Annotated in this window: 10 protein-coding genes, 9 tRNA genes and 3 rRNA genes; 18 read left to right on the top strand and 4 right to left on the bottom strand. The window is 40.2% G+C overall.

The window, feature by feature from the left end; genetic code table 11:
- Positions 1-286: 286 nt before the first annotated feature.
- The 17 genes from IGJ66_RS12190 to gor all read left to right on the top strand — a co-directional run bounded on the left by IGJ66_RS12190 (position 287) and on the right by gor (position 12,881).
- Positions 287-1,847 (top strand): 16S ribosomal RNA (locus IGJ66_RS12190).
- 229 nt (positions 1,848-2,076) lie between these two features.
- Positions 2,077-4,990, top strand: a 23S ribosomal RNA gene (locus tag IGJ66_RS12185).
- Between the two features lie 92 nt (positions 4,991-5,082).
- A 5S ribosomal RNA gene (rrf, locus tag IGJ66_RS12180) occupies positions 5,083-5,198 on the top strand.
- Together the 16S, 23S and 5S rRNA genes with 9 tRNA genes alongside form the textbook arrangement of a ribosomal RNA operon.
- A gap of 13 nt (positions 5,199-5,211) precedes the next feature.
- Positions 5,212-5,284, top strand: a tRNA-Val gene (locus IGJ66_RS12175).
- A gap of 3 nt (positions 5,285-5,287) precedes the next feature.
- Positions 5,288-5,360, top strand: a tRNA-Lys gene (locus IGJ66_RS12170).
- Positions 5,361-5,367: 7 nt separating this feature from the next.
- Positions 5,368-5,449 (top strand) — tRNA-Leu (locus tag IGJ66_RS12165).
- A 22-nt stretch (positions 5,450-5,471) separates the two neighbouring features.
- Positions 5,472-5,544 (top strand) — tRNA-Thr (locus IGJ66_RS12160).
- Positions 5,545-5,554: 10 nt separating this feature from the next.
- Positions 5,555-5,626: transfer RNA gene (locus tag IGJ66_RS12155), tRNA-Gly, on the top strand.
- Positions 5,627-5,642: 16 nt separating this feature from the next.
- Positions 5,643-5,728 (top strand) — tRNA-Leu (locus IGJ66_RS12150).
- An 11-nt stretch (positions 5,729-5,739) separates the two neighbouring features.
- Positions 5,740-5,813 (top strand) — tRNA-Arg (locus tag IGJ66_RS12145).
- A 17-nt stretch (positions 5,814-5,830) separates the two neighbouring features.
- Positions 5,831-5,904: transfer RNA gene (locus IGJ66_RS12140), tRNA-Pro, on the top strand.
- Between the two features lie 54 nt (positions 5,905-5,958).
- Positions 5,959-6,032 (top strand) — tRNA-Arg (locus tag IGJ66_RS12135).
- A 145-nt stretch (positions 6,033-6,177) separates the two neighbouring features.
- Positions 6,178-6,645 (top strand): CtsR family transcriptional regulator, encoded by a 468-nt coding sequence (locus tag IGJ66_RS12130; protein ID WP_067484428.1) that lies wholly within the window; start codon positions 6,178-6,180, stop codon positions 6,643-6,645.
- Between the two features lie 6 nt (positions 6,646-6,651).
- Entirely contained in the window at positions 6,652-9,138 is a 2,487-nt protein-coding gene (locus IGJ66_RS12125; protein ID WP_430616663.1) for an ATP-dependent Clp protease ATP-binding subunit, read from the top strand.
- A gap of 172 nt (positions 9,139-9,310) precedes the next feature.
- Positions 9,311-10,234, top strand: coding sequence for a peptidase U32 family protein (locus IGJ66_RS12120; RefSeq protein WP_430616662.1), 924 nt, complete (start codon positions 9,311-9,313; stop codon positions 10,232-10,234).
- Positions 10,235-10,253: 19 nt separating this feature from the next.
- Complete coding sequence (locus IGJ66_RS12115) at positions 10,254-11,498, top strand: peptidase U32 family protein (RefSeq protein ID WP_095803882.1); 1,245 nt, start codon at positions 10,254-10,256, stop codon at positions 11,496-11,498.
- Between the two features lie 36 nt (positions 11,499-11,534).
- Positions 11,535-12,881 (top strand): glutathione-disulfide reductase, encoded by a 1,347-nt coding sequence (gor, locus tag IGJ66_RS12110; protein ID WP_311817928.1) that lies wholly within the window; start codon positions 11,535-11,537, stop codon positions 12,879-12,881.
- Between the two features lie 64 nt (positions 12,882-12,945).
- Here gor and IGJ66_RS12105 read toward each other — a convergent pair whose 3' ends face one another.
- The 4 genes from IGJ66_RS12105 to IGJ66_RS12090 form a co-directional block, all read right to left on the bottom strand.
- Entirely contained in the window at positions 12,946-13,932 is a 987-nt protein-coding gene (locus tag IGJ66_RS12105; protein ID WP_430616661.1) for a polyprenyl synthetase family protein, read from the bottom strand.
- 21 nt (positions 13,933-13,953) lie between these two features.
- Positions 13,954-14,520, bottom strand: coding sequence for a Gx transporter family protein (locus tag IGJ66_RS12100; protein WP_071869254.1), 567 nt, complete (start codon positions 14,518-14,520; stop codon positions 13,954-13,956).
- An 11-nt stretch (positions 14,521-14,531) separates the two neighbouring features.
- Entirely contained in the window at positions 14,532-14,942 is a 411-nt protein-coding gene (locus tag IGJ66_RS12095) for a NusG domain II-containing protein (RefSeq protein ID WP_067484449.1), read from the bottom strand.
- Positions 14,943-15,041: 99 nt separating this feature from the next.
- Complete coding sequence (locus tag IGJ66_RS12090) at positions 15,042-16,976, bottom strand: NAD(P)/FAD-dependent oxidoreductase (RefSeq protein ID WP_067484452.1); 1,935 nt, start codon at positions 16,974-16,976, stop codon at positions 15,042-15,044.
- Positions 16,977-17,252: 276 nt separating this feature from the next.
- On the opposite strand from IGJ66_RS12090, the gene pplA reads away from it, so the two are divergent.
- Complete coding sequence (gene pplA / locus IGJ66_RS12085; RefSeq protein WP_067484454.1) at positions 17,253-18,185, top strand: extracellular electron transfer flavoprotein PplA; 933 nt, start codon at positions 17,253-17,255, stop codon at positions 18,183-18,185.
- The last annotated feature ends 104 nt before the right edge of the window (positions 18,186-18,289 follow it).

Here is an 18,289-nt window from a genome sequence, read left to right as displayed (position 1 = left end):
CTTGACAAATAACAAACGATGCGATATGATAAATGAGTTGCTGAAAGATTTCTCAAACGAAATCAAAAAAACTTTTTGTAAAAAAGAGTTGACGTTCAAATGTCACTCTGATATGATATAAAAGTTGCTACGGCAATTCAAGTAGACCTTTGAAAACTGAACAAAGTAAGACAAACCAAATGTGTAGGGCGTCTTGATTCAATTCAAGACAACAAACATTTTTAAACAGCAAGCAATATGCTAGCAAACAAATTGAGCTTAACAATCGAAAGATTGTTCTAACTTTTATTATGAGAGTTTGATCCTGGCTCAGGACGAACGCTGGCGGCGTGCCTAATACATGCAAGTCGTACGCTTTTTCTTTCACCGGAGCTTGCTCCACCGAAAGAAAAGGAGTGGCGAACGGGTGAGTAACACGTGGGTAACCTGCCCATCAGAAGGGGATAACACTTGGAAACAGGTGCTAATACCGTATAACAATCGAAACCGCATGGTTTTGATTTGAAAGGCGCTTTCGGGTGTCGCTGATGGATGGACCCGCGGTGCATTAGCTAGTTGGTGAGGTAACGGCTCACCAAGGCCACGATGCATAGCCGACCTGAGAGGGTGATCGGCCACATTGGGACTGAGACACGGCCCAAACTCCTACGGGAGGCAGCAGTAGGGAATCTTCGGCAATGGACGAAAGTCTGACCGAGCAACGCCGCGTGAGTGAAGAAGGTTTTCGGATCGTAAAACTCTGTTGTTAGAGAAGAACAAGGATGAGAGTAACTGTTCATCCCTTGACGGTATCTAACCAGAAAGCCACGGCTAACTACGTGCCAGCAGCCGCGGTAATACGTAGGTGGCAAGCGTTGTCCGGATTTATTGGGCGTAAAGCGAGCGCAGGCGGTTTCTTAAGTCTGATGTGAAAGCCCCCGGCTCAACCGGGGAGGGTCATTGGAAACTGGGAGACTTGAGTGCAGAAGAGGAGAGTGGAATTCCATGTGTAGCGGTGAAATGCGTAGATATATGGAGGAACACCAGTGGCGAAGGCGACTCTCTGGTCTGTAACTGACGCTGAGGCTCGAAAGCGTGGGGAGCAAACAGGATTAGATACCCTGGTAGTCCACGCCGTAAACGATGAGTGCTAAGTGTTGGAGGGTTTCCGCCCTTCAGTGCTGCAGCTAACGCATTAAGCACTCCGCCTGGGGAGTACGACCGCAAGGTTGAAACTCAAAGGAATTGACGGGGGCCCGCACAAGCGGTGGAGCATGTGGTTTAATTCGAAGCAACGCGAAGAACCTTACCAGGTCTTGACATCCTTTGACCACTCTAGAGATAGAGCTTCCCCTTCGGGGGCAAAGTGACAGGTGGTGCATGGTTGTCGTCAGCTCGTGTCGTGAGATGTTGGGTTAAGTCCCGCAACGAGCGCAACCCTTATTGTTAGTTGCCATCATTTAGTTGGGCACTCTAGCAAGACTGCCGGTGACAAACCGGAGGAAGGTGGGGATGACGTCAAATCATCATGCCCCTTATGACCTGGGCTACACACGTGCTACAATGGGAAGTACAACGAGTCGCGAAGTCGCGAGGCTAAGCTAATCTCTTAAAGCTTCTCTCAGTTCGGATTGTAGGCTGCAACTCGCCTACATGAAGCCGGAATCGCTAGTAATCGCGGATCAGCACGCCGCGGTGAATACGTTCCCGGGCCTTGTACACACCGCCCGTCACACCACGAAAGTTTGTAACACCCGAAGTCGGTGAGGTAACCTTTTTGGAGCCAGCCGCCTAAGGTGGGATAGATGATTGGGGTGAAGTCGTAACAAGGTAGCCGTATCGGAAGGTGCGGCTGGATCACCTCCTTTCTAAGGAATATTACGGAGACTACACACGTTTGTCATCATTACTTTGTTCAGTTTTGAGAGGTTTACTCTCAAAACACTTTGTTCATTGAAAACTGGATATTTGAAGTAAGATCAAAACAAACCGAGAACACCGCGTTGAATGAGTTTTTTAATAAGTTCAATTGCTTATTTTTCTTGACTAGTTTCTATCGCTAGAAATGATGTCAAAACCCAACCGTAAGGTTGATAAGGTTAAGTGAATAAGGGCGCACGGTGGATGCCTTGGCACTAGGAGCCGATGAAGGACGGGACTAACACCGATATGCTTTGGGGAGCTGTACGTAAGCTATGATCCAGAGATTTCCGAATGGGGGAACCCAGCATCTTTTATAGGATGTTACAAATATGTGAATACATAGCATATTTGAGGTAGACGCAGAGAACTGAAACATCTAAGTACCTGCAGGAAGAGAAAGAAAATTCGATTCCCTGAGTAGCGGCGAGCGAAACGGGAAAAGCCCAAACCAACAAGCTTGCTTGTTGGGGTTGTAGGACTCCGATATGGTAGTTTTTTCAGATAATCGAATGACTTGGAAAAGTCAGTCAAAGAGGGTAAAAACCCCGTAGATGAAATTTGGAAGACACCTAGGAGGATCCTGAGTACGGCGGAACACGAGGAATTCCGTCGGAATCCGGGAGGACCATCTCCCAAGGCTAAATACTCCCTAGTGACCGATAGTGAACCAGTACCGTGAGGGAAAGGTGAAAAGCACCCCGGAAGGGGAGTGAAATAGAACCTGAAACCGTGTGCCTACAACAAGTCAAAGCCCGTTAATGGGTGATGGCGTGCCTTTTGTAGAATGAACCGGCGAGTTACGATTGCATGCGAGGTTAAGTCGAAGAGACGGAGCCGTAGCGAAAGCGAGTCTGAATAGGGCGTTTGAGTATGTAGTCGTAGACCCGAAACCATGTGATCTACCCATGTCCAGGTTGAAGGTGCGGTAAAACGCACTGGAGGACCGAACCCACGTACGTTGAAAAGTGCGGGGATGAGGTGTGGGTAGCGGAGAAATTCCAAACGAACTTGGAGATAGCTGGTTCTCTCCGAAATAGCTTTAGGGCTAGCCTCGGAATTGAGAATGATGGAGGTAGAGCACTGTTTGGACTAGGGGCCCATCTCGGGTTACCGAATTCAGATAAACTCCGAATGCCATTCATTCATATCCGGGAGTCAGACTGTGAGTGATAAGATCCATAGTCGAAAGGGAAACAGCCCAGACCACCAGCTAAGGTCCCAAAATATATGTTAAGTGGAAAAGGATGTGGGGTTGCACAGACAACTAGGATGTTGGCTCAGAAGCAGCCACCATTTAAAGAGTGCGTAATAGCTCACTAGTCGAGTGACCCTGCGCCGAAAATGTACCGGGGCTAAACATATTACCGAAGCTGTGGATAACACCTATGGTGTTATGGTAGGAGAGCGTTCTAAGGGCGTTGAAGGTAGATCGTGAGGACTGCTGGAGCGCTTAGAAGTGAGAATGCCGGTATGAGTAGCGAAAGACAGGTGAGAATCCTGTCCACCGAATGACTAAGGTTTCCTGGGGAAGGCTCGTCCGCCCAGGGTTAGTCGGGACCTAAGCCGAGGCCGAAAGGCGTAGGCGATGGATAACAGGTTGATATTCCTGTACCCGTTGTTTTTGTTTGAGCAATGGAGGGACGCAGGAGGCTAAGGAATGCAGACGATTGGAAATGTCTGTCCAAGCAGTAAGTCTTAGGTTGAGTCAAATGTTTAATCTTTTAAGGACAAGCTGTGATGGGGAGGGAAATAATAGTACCGAAGTTCCTGATGTCACACTGCCAAGAAAAGCTTCTAGTGAGAAAACAACGGCCCGTACCGCAAACCGACACAGGTAGTCGAGGAGAGAATCCTAAGGTGAGCGAGAGAACTCTCGTTAAGGAACTCGGCAAAATGACCCCGTAACTTCGGGAGAAGGGGTGCTGATCGTCAGATCAGCCGCAGTGAATAGGCCCAAGCGACTGTTTATCAAAAACACAGGTCTCTGCAAAATCGTAAGATGAAGTATAGGGGCTGACGCCTGCCCGGTGCTGGAAGGTTAAGAGGAGTGCTTAGCGTAAGCGAAGGTACGAATTGAAGCCCCAGTAAACGGCGGCCGTAACTATAACGGTCCTAAGGTAGCGAAATTCCTTGTCGGGTAAGTTCCGACCCGCACGAAAGGCGTAACGATTTGGGCACTGTCTCAACGAGAGACTCGGTGAAATTTTAGTACCTGTGAAGATGCAGGTTACCCGCGACAGGACGGAAAGACCCCATGGAGCTTTACTGTAGTTTGATATTGAGTGTCTGTACCGCATGTACAGGATAGGTAGGAGCCGTAGAAATCGGAACGCTAGTTTCGATGGAGGCGCTGGTGGGATACTACCCCTGCGTTATGGCCACTCTAACCCGCACCACTAATCGTGGTGGGAGACAGTGTCAGATGGGCAGTTTGACTGGGGCGGTCGCCTCCTAAAAGGTAACGGAGGCGCCCAAAGGTTCCCTCAGAATGGTTGGAAATCATTCGAAGAGTGTAAAGGCAGAAGGGAGCTTGACTGCGAGACCAACAAGTCGAGCAGGGACGAAAGTCGGGCTTAGTGATCCGGTGGTTCCGCATGGAAGGGCCATCGCTCAACGGATAAAAGCTACCCTGGGGATAACAGGCTTATCTCCCCCAAGAGTCCACATCGACGGGGAGGTTTGGCACCTCGATGTCGGCTCGTCGCATCCTGGGGCTGTAGTCGGTCCCAAGGGTTGGGCTGTTCGCCCATTAAAGCGGCACGCGAGCTGGGTTCAGAACGTCGTGAGACAGTTCGGTCCCTATCCGTCGCGGGCGTTGGAAATTTGAGAGGAGCTGTCCTTAGTACGAGAGGACCGGGATGGACTTACCGCTGGTGTACCAGTTGTTCTGCCAAGGGCATTGCTGGGTAGCTATGTAGGGAAGGGATAAACGCTGAAAGCATCTAAGTGTGAAGCCCACCTCAAGATGAGATTTCCCATTTCTTTAAGAAAGTAAGATCCCTGAGAGATGATCAGGTAGATAGGTCAGAAGTGGAAGTACAGTGATGTATGGAGCGGACTGATACTAATCGATCGAGGACTTAACCAAGAATGGTAAAAGAAAAAAACTCGGTAGAGTTGAGATTACTTCAAATCCAGTTTTGAGTGAGCAAAAGCAAACTCAATAAGATAACACCACAGTGTGGTGGCGATAGCGAGAAGGATACACCTGTAACCATGCCGAACACAGAAGTTAAGCTTCTTAGCGCCGATTGTAGTGAGGGGTTGCCCCTTGTGAGAGTAGGACGTCGCCACGCTTAAGTTATCAATGGAGGTTTAGCTCAGCTGGGAGAGCATCTGCCTTACAAGCAGAGGGTCAGCGGTTCGAACCCGTTAACCTCCATATGAGCCGTTAGCTCAGTTGGTAGAGCATCTGACTTTTAATCAGAGGGTCACAGGTTCGAGCCCTGTACGGCTCATATTTTTGCGGGTGTGGCGGAATTGGCAGACGCACTAGATTTAGGATCTAGCGCCTTACGGCGTGGGGGTTCAAGTCCCTTCACCCGCATTATATGAATATAACTATTCAAGCCGGCTTAGCTCAGTTGGTAGAGCATCTGATTTGTAATCAGAGGGTCGAGGGTTCAAATCCTTTAGCCGGCATCAAGTTTATGCGGAAATAGCTCAGTGGTAGAGCACCACCTTGCCAAGGTGGGGGTCGCGGGTTCGAACCCCGTTTTCCGCTTTGCCATTATCAAAACGCCGGGGTGGCGGAACTGGCAGACGCACAGGACTTAAAATCCTGCGGTGAGTGATCACCGTACCGGTTCGATTCCGGTCCTCGGCATTAACACATATGCGCCCATAGCTCAACTGGATAGAGTGTTTGACTACGGATCAAAAGGTTAGGGGTTCGACTCCTCTTGGGCGCGTAGTCTTTTTATTTTTTCGGGAAGTAGCTCAGCTTGGTAGAGCACTTGGTTTGGGACCAAGGGGTCGCAGGTTCGAATCCTGTCTTCCCGATTTTTTTATTGATTTTTTATTAAATTTGTTTTATAATTTTTATTAATTGAATATGCGCCCATAGCTCAACTGGATAGAGTGTTTGACTACGGATCAAAAGGTTAGGGGTTCGACTCCTCTTGGGCGCGTTAATACGGAATAGATTATTCCGTATTTTTTTTGTTCTAAAATAGTATTTTATTGAAACTTTTATTAACTAAAGGCATTCTCCTTTCATTCTTTGTTTAAATTAGCTATAATTAAGGTCAATATTAGTCAAAGGGAATGAAGAAGATGGCACATCAAAATACCTCGGATTTAATTGAGTCATATATAAAAAAAATTCTAGAAGAAAATGAAATGATTGAGATTCGAAGGATTGAAATGGCAGACCTCTTTAACTGCGTTCCTTCGCAAATAAATTATGTTATAAATACTCGTTTTACTATCCAACGCGGTTATTTAGTAGAAAGTAAACGCGGCGGTGGAGGCTATATTAGAATTGCAAAAGTTCGAATTTCTGATAAGAGACATATGTTGGACCAAATTAATCAGCTATTCGATGAAACGATTAGTGAAAAAGATTCATTTTCAATTATCCAAAAACTATATGAAGATAAGATGATTACAAAAAAAGAAGGAAACTTAATGCTTAGTGCTATTGCAAAAAGTACTCTAAATTACAGTGACTTAGAAGGTCATATTCGTGCTAGAATTCTACGATCTTTTTTAGAACGGTTAAGTTATGAAGATGGGAAGTGAAGATTGATGGAAGAACTTTTTAATGAACGGGCCCAAGTAGTTTTAGAAATTGCGCAAGATGAAGCAAAAAGATTAAAACACCAATCTGTTAGTTCTGAACATATTTTGTTAGCTTTAGTTTTGGAACCTAATGGAATTGCTGGAAAAGTTTTACGTGAATTAGGTGTAAATGAAACAGATATTTATGAAGAAATTGAACATTTAATTGGTTATGGTGGCGTAAATAAGTATACAGAAGGAATTTATCTCCCATACTCACCACGAATGAAACAAATTTTTGCATTAGCTAATAGCGAAGCAAAAAAAATGAATATTCAAAAAATCGGAACAGAACAGATTTTAGCTAGCTTACTAAAAGATGAGAGTATTATGGCTACACGCATTCTTATTAATCTAGGGGTCGATGTTTCTACTGTTCGCCAAATGCTTAAACGAAAAATGGGTATGAATGAAGGACCTAAAAATAATGCTAGTCGTCGGAGAAGTCCGCAAGACAAACGTCAGACCGTTAAAGGAACACCGACCTTAGATTCGTTAGCACGTGATTTAACTAAATTAGCGAAAGAAAATAAATTAGACCCTGTTGTAGGTCGTTCAAAAGAAGTGAAAAGAGTAATCCAAGTATTAAGTCGACGAACAAAAAACAATCCTGTTCTTGTTGGAGAACCAGGCGTTGGTAAAACAGCCATTGCTGAAGGATTGGCTCAGAAAATTATTTTAGGTGAAGTACCTGAAGAAATGCGTTCAAAACGCTTGATGATGCTAGATATGGGTTCTTTAGTGGCAGGAACAAAATATCGTGGCGAATTTGAAGATCGTATGAAGAAAGTAATTGACGAAATTTATAATGATGGCCAAGTTATTTTGTTTATTGATGAGCTACATACATTGATTGGCGCTGGTGGTGCTGAAGGCGCGATTGATGCATCAAATATTCTAAAGCCGGCATTGGCGCGCGGTGAACTTCAAACAATTGGTGCGACAACCTTAGATGAATACCAAAAGTACATCGAAAAGGATTCTGCTTTAGAAAGACGTTTCGCACGTATTCAGGTAGAGGAACCTTCAGCTGAAGAAGCAGAAGAAATCTTGCGTGGGTTACGTTCACGTTATGAAGAACATCATGGTGTAGCAATTACTGATGAAGCTTTACGCGCTGCAGTTACCCTTTCTGTTCGCTACATCAATTCTAGACAGCTTCCAGATAAAGCAATTGATTTGATTGATGAATCGGCAGCAAAAGTTCGATTAGATCAAACGAGTGATGTAAGCGAGTCAGTTGTAGTTAAAGCTGAGATTGACCGTTTAATTAGTGAGAAAGAAAGAGCAATTCAAAAACAGGATTTTGAAACTGCAGCTCATTTGCGCAACCAAGAAAAGAAAGCTACACAAAAGCTTGAAAAACTTTTGTTAATAGAAGAAAAAAATACAAGTGGTTACGCTAATCGAGTAACGGATGAAGATGTTGCAACAGTTGTGTCTGAATGGACAAGTGTCCCATTACAACAACTGGAGAAAAAAGAAAGCGACCGTTTGTTAGAGTTAGAAACATTATTACATGAACGAGTAGTAGGACAAGACGAAGCGGTTAAAGCAGTATCTAGAGCAATTCGTCGAGCACGGAGTGGGTTGAAAGATCCACAGCGTCCAATTGGTTCATTCATGTTTCTTGGCCCAACAGGTGTTGGAAAAACAGAACTTGCAAAAGCTTTATCCGAAGTAATGTTTGGTAGTGAAGAATCATTAATTCGTGTAGATATGTCTGAATTTATGGAAAAATATAGTACTAGTCGATTGATTGGTTCGCCTCCAGGCTATGTTGGTTATGATGAAGGTGGACAATTAACAGAAAAAATTCGCCAAAAACCGTATTCAGTTATCTTGTTAGATGAAGTTGAAAAAGCACATCCAGATGTTTTTAACTTATTATTACAAGTACTTGATGATGGTCATTTGACGGATTCAAAGGGTAGAAAAGTTGATTTTAGAAATACAATTCTAATTATGACATCGAACATTGGAGCGACACAAATTCGAGAAGAAAAAAATGTTGGATTTAACGTCCAAGATTTAACAAAAGATCATAAAGCAATGCAAAAAAGAATTTTGGAAGAATTAAAGAAAGCCTTTCGTCCCGAATTCTTGAACAGAATTGATGAAACAGTAGTCTTCCATTCTCTGAACAAAGAAGAAATTCGTGAAATTGTTCAAATTATGAGTAAAGCGATTGTAAAACGTTTAGCAGACCAAGATATTGAAGTGAAAATTACCCAAGCTGCAATTGATATCATTGGTAAAGCTGGATTTGATCCAGAGTATGGCGCTCGTCCAATCCGTCGTGCTCTTCAAAAAGAAGTCGAAGATCGATTGAGTGAAGCTTTGCTTAGTGGGGAGATTCATCTAGGTGATCGAGTAACTATTGGTGGTTCGAAAGGGAAAATCACTTTGAATGTTAGAGAACCGAAAGTTAAAAAGGAAATCGTTTCTGTCTGAATTTACATTGGATAAATGACACAAAAATCAATTTTGATTTTTGTGTCATTTTTTTTACTTTCTAACTAAGAAAACCAAAATATATTTTCGAAAATCCAACTTTAAATATAACGGACTATTGGAAAGTTTTTAGACCTATGCTACTATTATGAGGTTGTAGAAGGAGGTAACTATGATCGAAATCATAACTACTGTTGAATCATTTAACCAAGCAGAAGAATTACTAAAAACAGGTGTTGATACTTTATATTTTGGTGAAGAACAATTCGGGTTACGTTTGCCGGCTTCATTTACTAGAAAAGAACAGCGCGAATTAGTTGAATTAGCACATAAATATGAAAAAAAAGCGAATATCGCTGTTAACGGTATTATTCATCCAGAAAAAATGAAAAAGGTACCAGAATATCTTCAATTTTTAAAAGAAATTGGAACAGATGTCATTACGGTAGGCGACACTGGAATTATTTATACAATGAAGAAAAATCCAGAATTACGGTTGCCGTTTATTTATGATGGTGAAACACTGGTAACGAGTTCACGCCAAATTAATTTTTGGAGTAAAAAAGGAGCTGTTGGTGCTGTTTTATCGAGAGAAGTTCCTTTTGATGAGATGAAAGCAATGGCAGAATCACTAGCAGTTCCAACAGAAATTTTAGTATACGGTGCTACTTGTATCCATCAATCAAAACGACCACTATTACAAAATTATTATAACTATACACAACAAACAGAAGAAGTTGGACGTGAAAGAGGTCTTTTTATTTCTGAACCTAAGAAAGAAGAAACTCACTATTCGATTTACGAAGATAGTCATGGCACACATATTTTTGCAAGTAATGATTTGAATTTAATGAACGAGTTGGAACAATTAAATACTTATCATTATCAAACTTGGAAACTAGATGGTTTATTCACTTCAGGAGAAGCTTTTGTTGAAATTGCTAAGTTATTTGTCGAAGCAAAAAATAATATTTTAGCAGGAAATTGGAACGAAGGAATAGCAAACGAATTAACAGAGAAAGTTCGCAAGTTACATCCAGAAAATCGAGAATTGGATACAGGATTCTTTTATATTGATCCTACTTCAATCAAATAAGGAGTATGACGAAAGAAAAATGACAACCAAAAAGAAATTAAAACGTCCGGAAGTCTTAGCTCCGGCTGGAACATTAGAAAAATTAAAAACGGCTATTCATTATGGTGCTGATGCTGTTTATATCGGTGGAAATGCTTATGGTTTACGAAGTCGCGCGGGTAATTTTACTTATGAAGAAATGGCTGAAGGTGTTGCTTTTGCAAAAGAACATCAAGCAAAAGTTTATGTAGCTGCAAATATGGTTACGCATGAAGGAAACGAAGAAGGAGCGGGAGAATTTTTCCGTAGTTTACGTGATGTTGGTATTTCTGCTGTGATTGTCTCTGATCCAGCATTAATTGAAATTTGTGCAACAGAAGCACCCGGGTTACCAATTCATTTGTCAACACAAGCTTCTGCTACCAATTTTGAAACTTTGGAATTTTGGAAAGAGGAAGGCTTGGAACGAGTTGTTTTGGCTCGTGAAGTATCAATGGAAGAAGTTGCAGCTATTCGTGAAAATACGGACATTGAGATAGAAGCATTCATCCATGGAGCTATGTGTATTTCGTATTCTGGTCGTTGTACGTTATCTAATCACATGTCGATGCGTGATGCAAACCGTGGTGGATGTTCACAATCATGTCGTTGGAAATATGGCTTGTTTGATATGCCGTTTGGTCAAGAACGTAATAGTTTGACAGATTCTGGAGAAATCGAAGAAGAATTTTCAATGAGTGCTGTAGATATGTCAATGATCGAACATATTCCTGAACTAATCGAAAACGGCGTAGACAGCTTTAAAATCGAAGGTAGAATGAAATCAATTCATTATGTTTCTACGGTTTCAAATGTTTATAAAGCTGCGGTAGATAGTTATATGGCTGATCCAGAAAATTATGTATGTAAACAAGAGTGGATTGATGAATTGTGGAAAGTTGCACAAAGAGAACTGGCAACTGGATTTTATTATGATACGCCGAGTGAGAACGAGCAATTATTTGGTGCGCGACGTAAAATCCCTGTTTATAAATTCGTTGGAGAAGTTTTAGCTTATGATACTGAAACGAAAATGGCGACAATTCGTCAAAGAAACTTATTTTCTATTGGGGATGAAATTGAGTTTTATGGTCCTGGGTTCAATCATTTTTATCAAACGGTAGAAGTTATGTATAATGAGGACGGCGAATCAATTGACCGTGCACCAAATCCAATGATGATTTTAACAATGCCGGTTGAGCAACCAGTTAAACCAGGTGATATGATTCGTAAAAAGAAAGAATAATGACCGAGGCAACTCGTCTTTTCTAGGAGGAACGAAATGAAAACCTATGATTATATCGTGGTTGGTGGAGGATCCGGCGGGATTGCTTCTGCGAACCGTGCGGGTATGTATGGCGCGAAAGTTTTATTGATTGAAAGTAATGAACTTGGCGGAACTTGCGTAAATGTCGGTTGTGTACCTAAAAAAGTGATGTGGCAAGCAAGCACGATTTTAGAAACAATTGAGCGAGATGCATCAAGCTATGGAATTCAAGCAGATGTAACGAAGGTTGACTTTTCCGAATTAGTAGAAAAACGTCAAAAATATATCGACTTTTTACATGGAGCTTATCAGCGAGGATTAGACAGTAATCAAGTAGATGCAATTAAGGGATATGCAACATTTATTGATAGTCAAACAGTTGAAGTAAATGGTGAACAATACCAAGCACCTAAAATTTTAATTGCGACAGGTGGTCGTGCAAGTCAAATGAAAATCCCTGGTGGTGAATACGCAATTGATTCTAACGGTTTCTTTGAATTAACTGAGTTACCAGCTCGAACAGTTGTACTAGGTGCAGGATATATTGCTGCAGAACTTTCTGGCGTGTTGCAAGGGTTTGGTAGTGAAGTGATGTGGGCATATCGAAAAGAAAGACCCTTACGCACATTTGATAAGATGCTATCAGATAACCTGATTGAAATATACCAATCAGCAGGAATGAAGACTTTTGCTAATCATACAGCGGTTGAGATTATCAAAAATGAAGAAGACTATACAGTTGTTTTTGAGAACGGTAATACGTTAACGGGTGACTGTGTGCTTTTTGCAGGTGGTCGTGTACCTAATACTGAAAATCTTGGACTAGAAAATACAAATGTAACCCTTACAAAAAAAGGTTTTGTTCAAGTTGATAAGTATCAAAATACAACAGATGAACATATTTTTGCTGTGGGTGACGTCATTGGGAAAATCGATCTAACACCAGTGGCAATTGCTGCTGGACGCCGGTTATCAGAGCGTTTATTTAATGACAAGAAAGATGAACATTTGGATTATAACTTAGTTCCGACTGTGATCTTTACACATCCACCAATTGCTACGATTGGTTTGACAGAAGAAGAGGCATTGAAAAAATATGGTGAAAAAGAAATCAAAGTTTATCGCTCACGTTTTACTCCAATGTACTTTGCACTGAGTGACTATCGTCAAAAATGTGAAATGAAACTGATTTGTGTTGGAAAAGAAGAAAAAATCGTTGGGCTACATGCTATTGGTGTAGGTGTAGATGAAATGTTACAAGGTTTTGCTGTTGCCATCAAAATGGGTGCAACAAAAGCAGATTTTGATGACACAGTGGCTATTCATCCAACTGGTGCAGAAGAATTCGTAACTATGCGCTAGAAAATTCATAAAATAAAAAACGTTCAAGCAAAAAATCACTATTGATTTTTTTGCTTGAACGTTTTTAATTTGTTCTAGTCAAAATTGTTTGTGTTAAAGTTAATAAATTTTCTTTGGTTTGTTCAGTTGTTTGAGGTAATTTTTGAATATCTTTCAAAGCAGCATCGGTATATTTAGCAGCTAATCGTTGTGCGTGTTTAACACCACCAAATTCATGAACTAATTGTCGGACTGTGTTGACGTCTTCAAGAGTCATATCTCCTCTTTTTTCTAAATAAGGAAGTAAGGCAGCCTGTTCCTTTTGCAAAGAATAAATCAATGGTAGTGAGTAGACACCTTGACGCATGTCTTCCAAAACCGGTTTACCAATTTCCTCACTGTCTTGTGTGTAATCTAAGATATCATCAATGATTTGAAAAGCAAGTCCGATATTTTTGCCAATTTCACCTGCTTTTTTAGCAAAATATTCAGATGTACCACTTTCATAGGCACCAATAAAACAACTCAATTGGAAGAGTTCAGCGGTTTTTCCTGAGATATTTTCTAAATATTCTTTTACAGGTAAATTGTATTGATAACGGTCATCCATTTGTCCAAGTTCACCATCGAGTACTTTTTCCATACTTCTTGAGTTTAGTTGTAAACTTTTAAGTGATGTTGAGTAGTCTGATAATAACTTGAAACAACAAACAAATAAATAATCGCCCGCGTATACGGCAACGGTGTTCCCAAATTGATTACGTAAAGTGGGCTTTCCACGGCGTAAATCTGACTCATCAACGATATCATCGTGGATGAGTGTTGCTGTGTGTAACATTTCAATTGACGCAGCAAGCGAAATTGCTTTGTCACGATCACGTTCTGATCCAAATTGTGAAAAAAGTAATTGATAAGCTGGTCGTAATAACTTCCCACCAGCATGAATTGTTTCACGAATTGCTTGCTCGACAGGTTTATTTTTAAGATTGATGATTTGTTCCATTTTGGTTAACGTAGCTTCTAGTTCTAAAGCTAAAGTTGGGTAATTTTTCCACATTGGATGTAGATTCATAAAAAACTCCTCGTATAACGATTATTTTTTTAAAAACACTGGGCTCCATTTTTGTTTGGTTTCCCGTTCATAATCCAGTTGGAATCGTTGAAGTGTTTGGACATGCTGTAATAAATAATTTGCGGCAATACCAATTGCGATTCCAGATAAAATGCCAAAAATTGAAAGGACAGGTAGGTACAGCATAACTGTCCAAGATTGAGCAATAAAGGACGCAGTGACTAATTGACCTACATTATGCATAAAACCACCTGTAGCACTGATTCCAATAATGCTGACGCGTTTTGGCCCTAATTGTTTTATCAAAAGCATTCCAAAGTAACTCAATAAAGCACCGCTCATACTATAAAGAAAAGTTGAAATCGTTCCGCCAAGTAAAGTTGTTAAAAATAAACGCAACCAAATCAAGAGGAAACTATCTCTTTTTTTCATTGTAAAAATGGCTACAATGGTAATTAAATTTGCTAATCCTAATTTTGCACCAGGAGCAAAAGCAAACGGGTAAGGAATCATATTCTCTAATAAACCAATAATGACTCCTTGAGCCACGAGTAAGGAGATATAAATTAATTTTTGTAGTTTGCTCATAATTTTTCCAGCTAGTAAATCAAGCTGTCTGCCTCACTCCCGTCTGTTGATCGAACTTCAATCACTAATTTATGAGGTAAACAAACAATTGTCTCGCCGTTTTTCGTTACCCATCCACGACGAACACAAATTTGATCCCCACAATCTGCTTCTTTCATTCGTATTTTATCACCGGCAATCTCAATAATATTGTAGTCGCCATCTGCATCTGTATATGTGTAAGTATAGCTCTTATTTCCACTGATTAAAGGAAACGTTTTGATTTCTGTTCCATCTACGCGTAAAACAGCTTCTTTTTCTGCAACAGACTGACTTTGTTGACTCCCAAAAATAATAATTGGTAGAAAAGAAAGGACAATCAAAAGCATAATGATGAAAATATCCCATGGTTTGAGTAAACTTTTCTTGATAAAATCTTTCATTCTGTAATTGACCCCCTTGTTCCAGAATAACTGCTCCAATTTTAGCATAGGAACAAAAGAAAGTCCTAGGTTCCCCTAGAACTTTCTTCTAAAATCATTTTATTTTTCGCCGTAGCGAGCTTTTGGTCTACCATACCACCAACTACCTAGTGTACGTTGTAACCATGGGATAACCCAACGATCTAAACCAATTGCGCGACCAGAACCATTCATAAGTGCGAATGCTACAAAGATAAACCAAATGTTTACCCAATAGAACATACCTGATAGACAGAAAGTAATGACAAGAACGATTGTTGTTGCACTACATAACCATGTAAATAATCCTGCAATCAATGCTAATGCTAAAGCAATTTCGAAGAAGACCATGAATTTTTGGAAGAACATTGCAACGTCATTATTGGGCATAATAAATTGCATGATTTTTGTAAACCAATTTGGTGATTTTTCGATAACTGCCATTGGTTGTTCGCCATAAGCGTAACTTAAACCAAAGTGTGCAGCTTGTGTAGCTGTTTCTGCTGTTGCTTCACCAGCACCACTCGCAGCTGTTGTTGCATCACCGGCTGCTGATGCGCCACTTGCAACATCTGCAACGTTGTATTCCCATGTCCAAGGGAATACGCTATTTCCTTGGAACCATGAACCTTCACCAAACCAAGTGCTAGGTTTTAGTACTTCACCATCACCAACAATTTTCTTACCAGCTTCTATAAACCATACCAGTCCGTAGAAAACACGAAGAGGAACACTCCACAAAACATTTCCGTAACGTGAAGAATGTCCGCGGGCAACATTACGATCATCTTTAATGTGGAAGAACTCATGCATCAAGTATTGGAACATATAGTAACCAGAACGAATATCGAAGAAATATTTTAAGTTAACGATATGTTTCATAATGATAGCTAAAAATCCGCTTAAATGAATTTTATCAAATAAGTTTGCAACGCCCCATTTGGCTCCAATTGAAACCATAAATCCTTGATAATTTCCTTTGAATTTATGTTTCTCGCCACCCTTAATAGAAGCGACGATGTTTGCAGCAGCAGTATGACCTGTTTGTTCAGCCGCTTGAACGATTTGAGGAGTTGGTGTATTTGGAAATTCTTCGTAGAATACTAAATCACCAATGATATAAATGTTTTTATCTTCATATCCTTTAGCTTGCATGTATTCATTAGCAACTAGACGTTGGCCACGTGCTGTTTCAAGACCAAAGTCAGCAGCATCCGTTGTACCTTTGACACCAGCAGTCCAAATTAATGTGTGTGTTGGAATTTGACGTCCGTCTTTTAATTTAATGTGATCCGCATCCACTTCAACGATTGGTGAATTTAACAATAGTTCAACGTTGTGCTTTTGTAAGTAACGTTCTGCTTTAGCAGCGTCGTTACGATCAAGCATATTTAAAATTGTTGGCATTGCTTCAACAACCATTAAAGTAATTTCGTTTGGATCTAATTTATAGTCTTTTGCTAAACGAGCTTTCCAATCGATTAACTCACCAATCATTTCAATCCCAGTGAATCCAGAACCACAGACAACGAATGTTAGCATTGCTTTTCGTAAGGCATCATCTGGTTCAATTGCTGCTTTAGCAACAGTTGTTTCAATGTGTTCACGAATTTTTACTGAGTCTTCAAATGACCAAAGTGTGAATCCATGTTCCTTCACTCCAGGAGTTCCGAAATCATTTGGTTCACCACCCATACCTAAAATCAATTGATCAAATGGATAAGTACCTAGTTTTGTTTTAACAATTTTCTTTTCTTTGTCGATACCAATTACTGTATCGGTAACTAATTGCACATTTTTTTGGCGAGAGAATAAGTGTTGTAAGTCATATTGAATGGCTTCTGGTTCAACACGTCCTCCGGCAACTTCATGTAGTTCTGTCATCATAGTGTGATAAGAATGGCGATCAATCAAAGTGATCGTTACGTCTTCTTTTTTAAGTTTTTTTGCCAGTAATTTTGTTGCTGACACACCGGCATACCCTGCACCTACAACGACAATGTTTTGCTTTGTCATTGATAATCCGCTCCTTAGTAAACATTTCAGTTTGATAATTATTACACAATCCTTTTACATTATATATACGTTATGTAAATTTGTCTAACTCCTTTTCCATTTTTTAATCAAAAGATTATTAAGCGCTTTTTTCACGAAAGTTACTGAAAGAAAACGATTTACATATTCATGTTATTTTTTTAAGAAAACGGTTGACTTATTGGTGTGATTCATTAGAATGTATAATGAATCACAAATTATTTATAAGAATTATAAAAAGGGATTGGTGGGTTAATAATGAAAAAGAATCGTTTTGTAACTGGATTTGCTGTTTTAGCGTTTTCAGCCTTGGTATTAGGAGCTTGTGGAGCAGACAACAACAGTAGTTCAGAAAGTTCAACTTCAGAATCTTCAGTTGCACAATCTTCACAAAGTTCAACAACTGAATCAACTGCAACTGTAATCGCAGGTGGAGAATTACAAGATGGCACATATAAATTAGAAGAAAAAAATTATTCAAATGGTTATCGTACCGTGTTCACAATCGTTGTTAAAGATGGAAAGATCACTGAATCAAACTATGACAATGTAAATGAAGATGGAAAATCAAAACAAGAAGATGCTGATTACAATAAAAATATGAAAGCAAAATCTGGTACAAATCCAGAAGCATTTATTCCTGAATTAAATGAAAAATTTGTTGAAGCACAAAACCCAGGTGATGTAGAAGTAGTAACAGGAGCAACTCATTCATCAGAAAGCTTCCAAAACTACGCTCAACAATTAGTCCAAGCTGCTCAAGCTGGAAACACAGAAACAATTGAAATTGATAATGGTGCTGACTTGAAAGATGGTACTTATACTTTAGAAGAAAAAAATGAAAAAAATGGTTACCGTACAACATTTGAATTAACTGTAGCTGATGGTAAAGTTACAAAATCAAACTTTGATTACATCAATGCAGATGGAAAATCAAAACAAGATGACGCTGAATACAACAAATCAATGAAAGAAAAAAGCGGAACTGCTCCAGAAACATACATCCCAGAACTAAACGAAGAATTAGTTAAAGTTATGAGTGAAGAAGACGGTTCACCAGCTGATGTAGAAGTAGTAACAGGTGCTACACATAGCTCACATTCATTTATTATGTATGGTCAACAATTGATCAATGCTGCTGAAAAAGGCGATACAACGACAATTGAAGTTGACAACATCGTAACTAAATAATTAAACAAGAAATGATGACGGGCTGATCACTTAATTGGGATCAGCCTCTTTCTTTTTGGTGTCGACCTTTTCATTTAGAAAAAAAGAAGGTATGATAACTTGAG

It is taken from the genome of Enterococcus sp. DIV0176 (assembly GCF_050528535.1).
Lineage (GTDB): Bacteria > Bacillota > Bacilli > Lactobacillales > Enterococcaceae > Enterococcus_B > Enterococcus_B thailandicus.
This window is presented reverse-complemented; position numbering and strand designations above follow the sequence as displayed.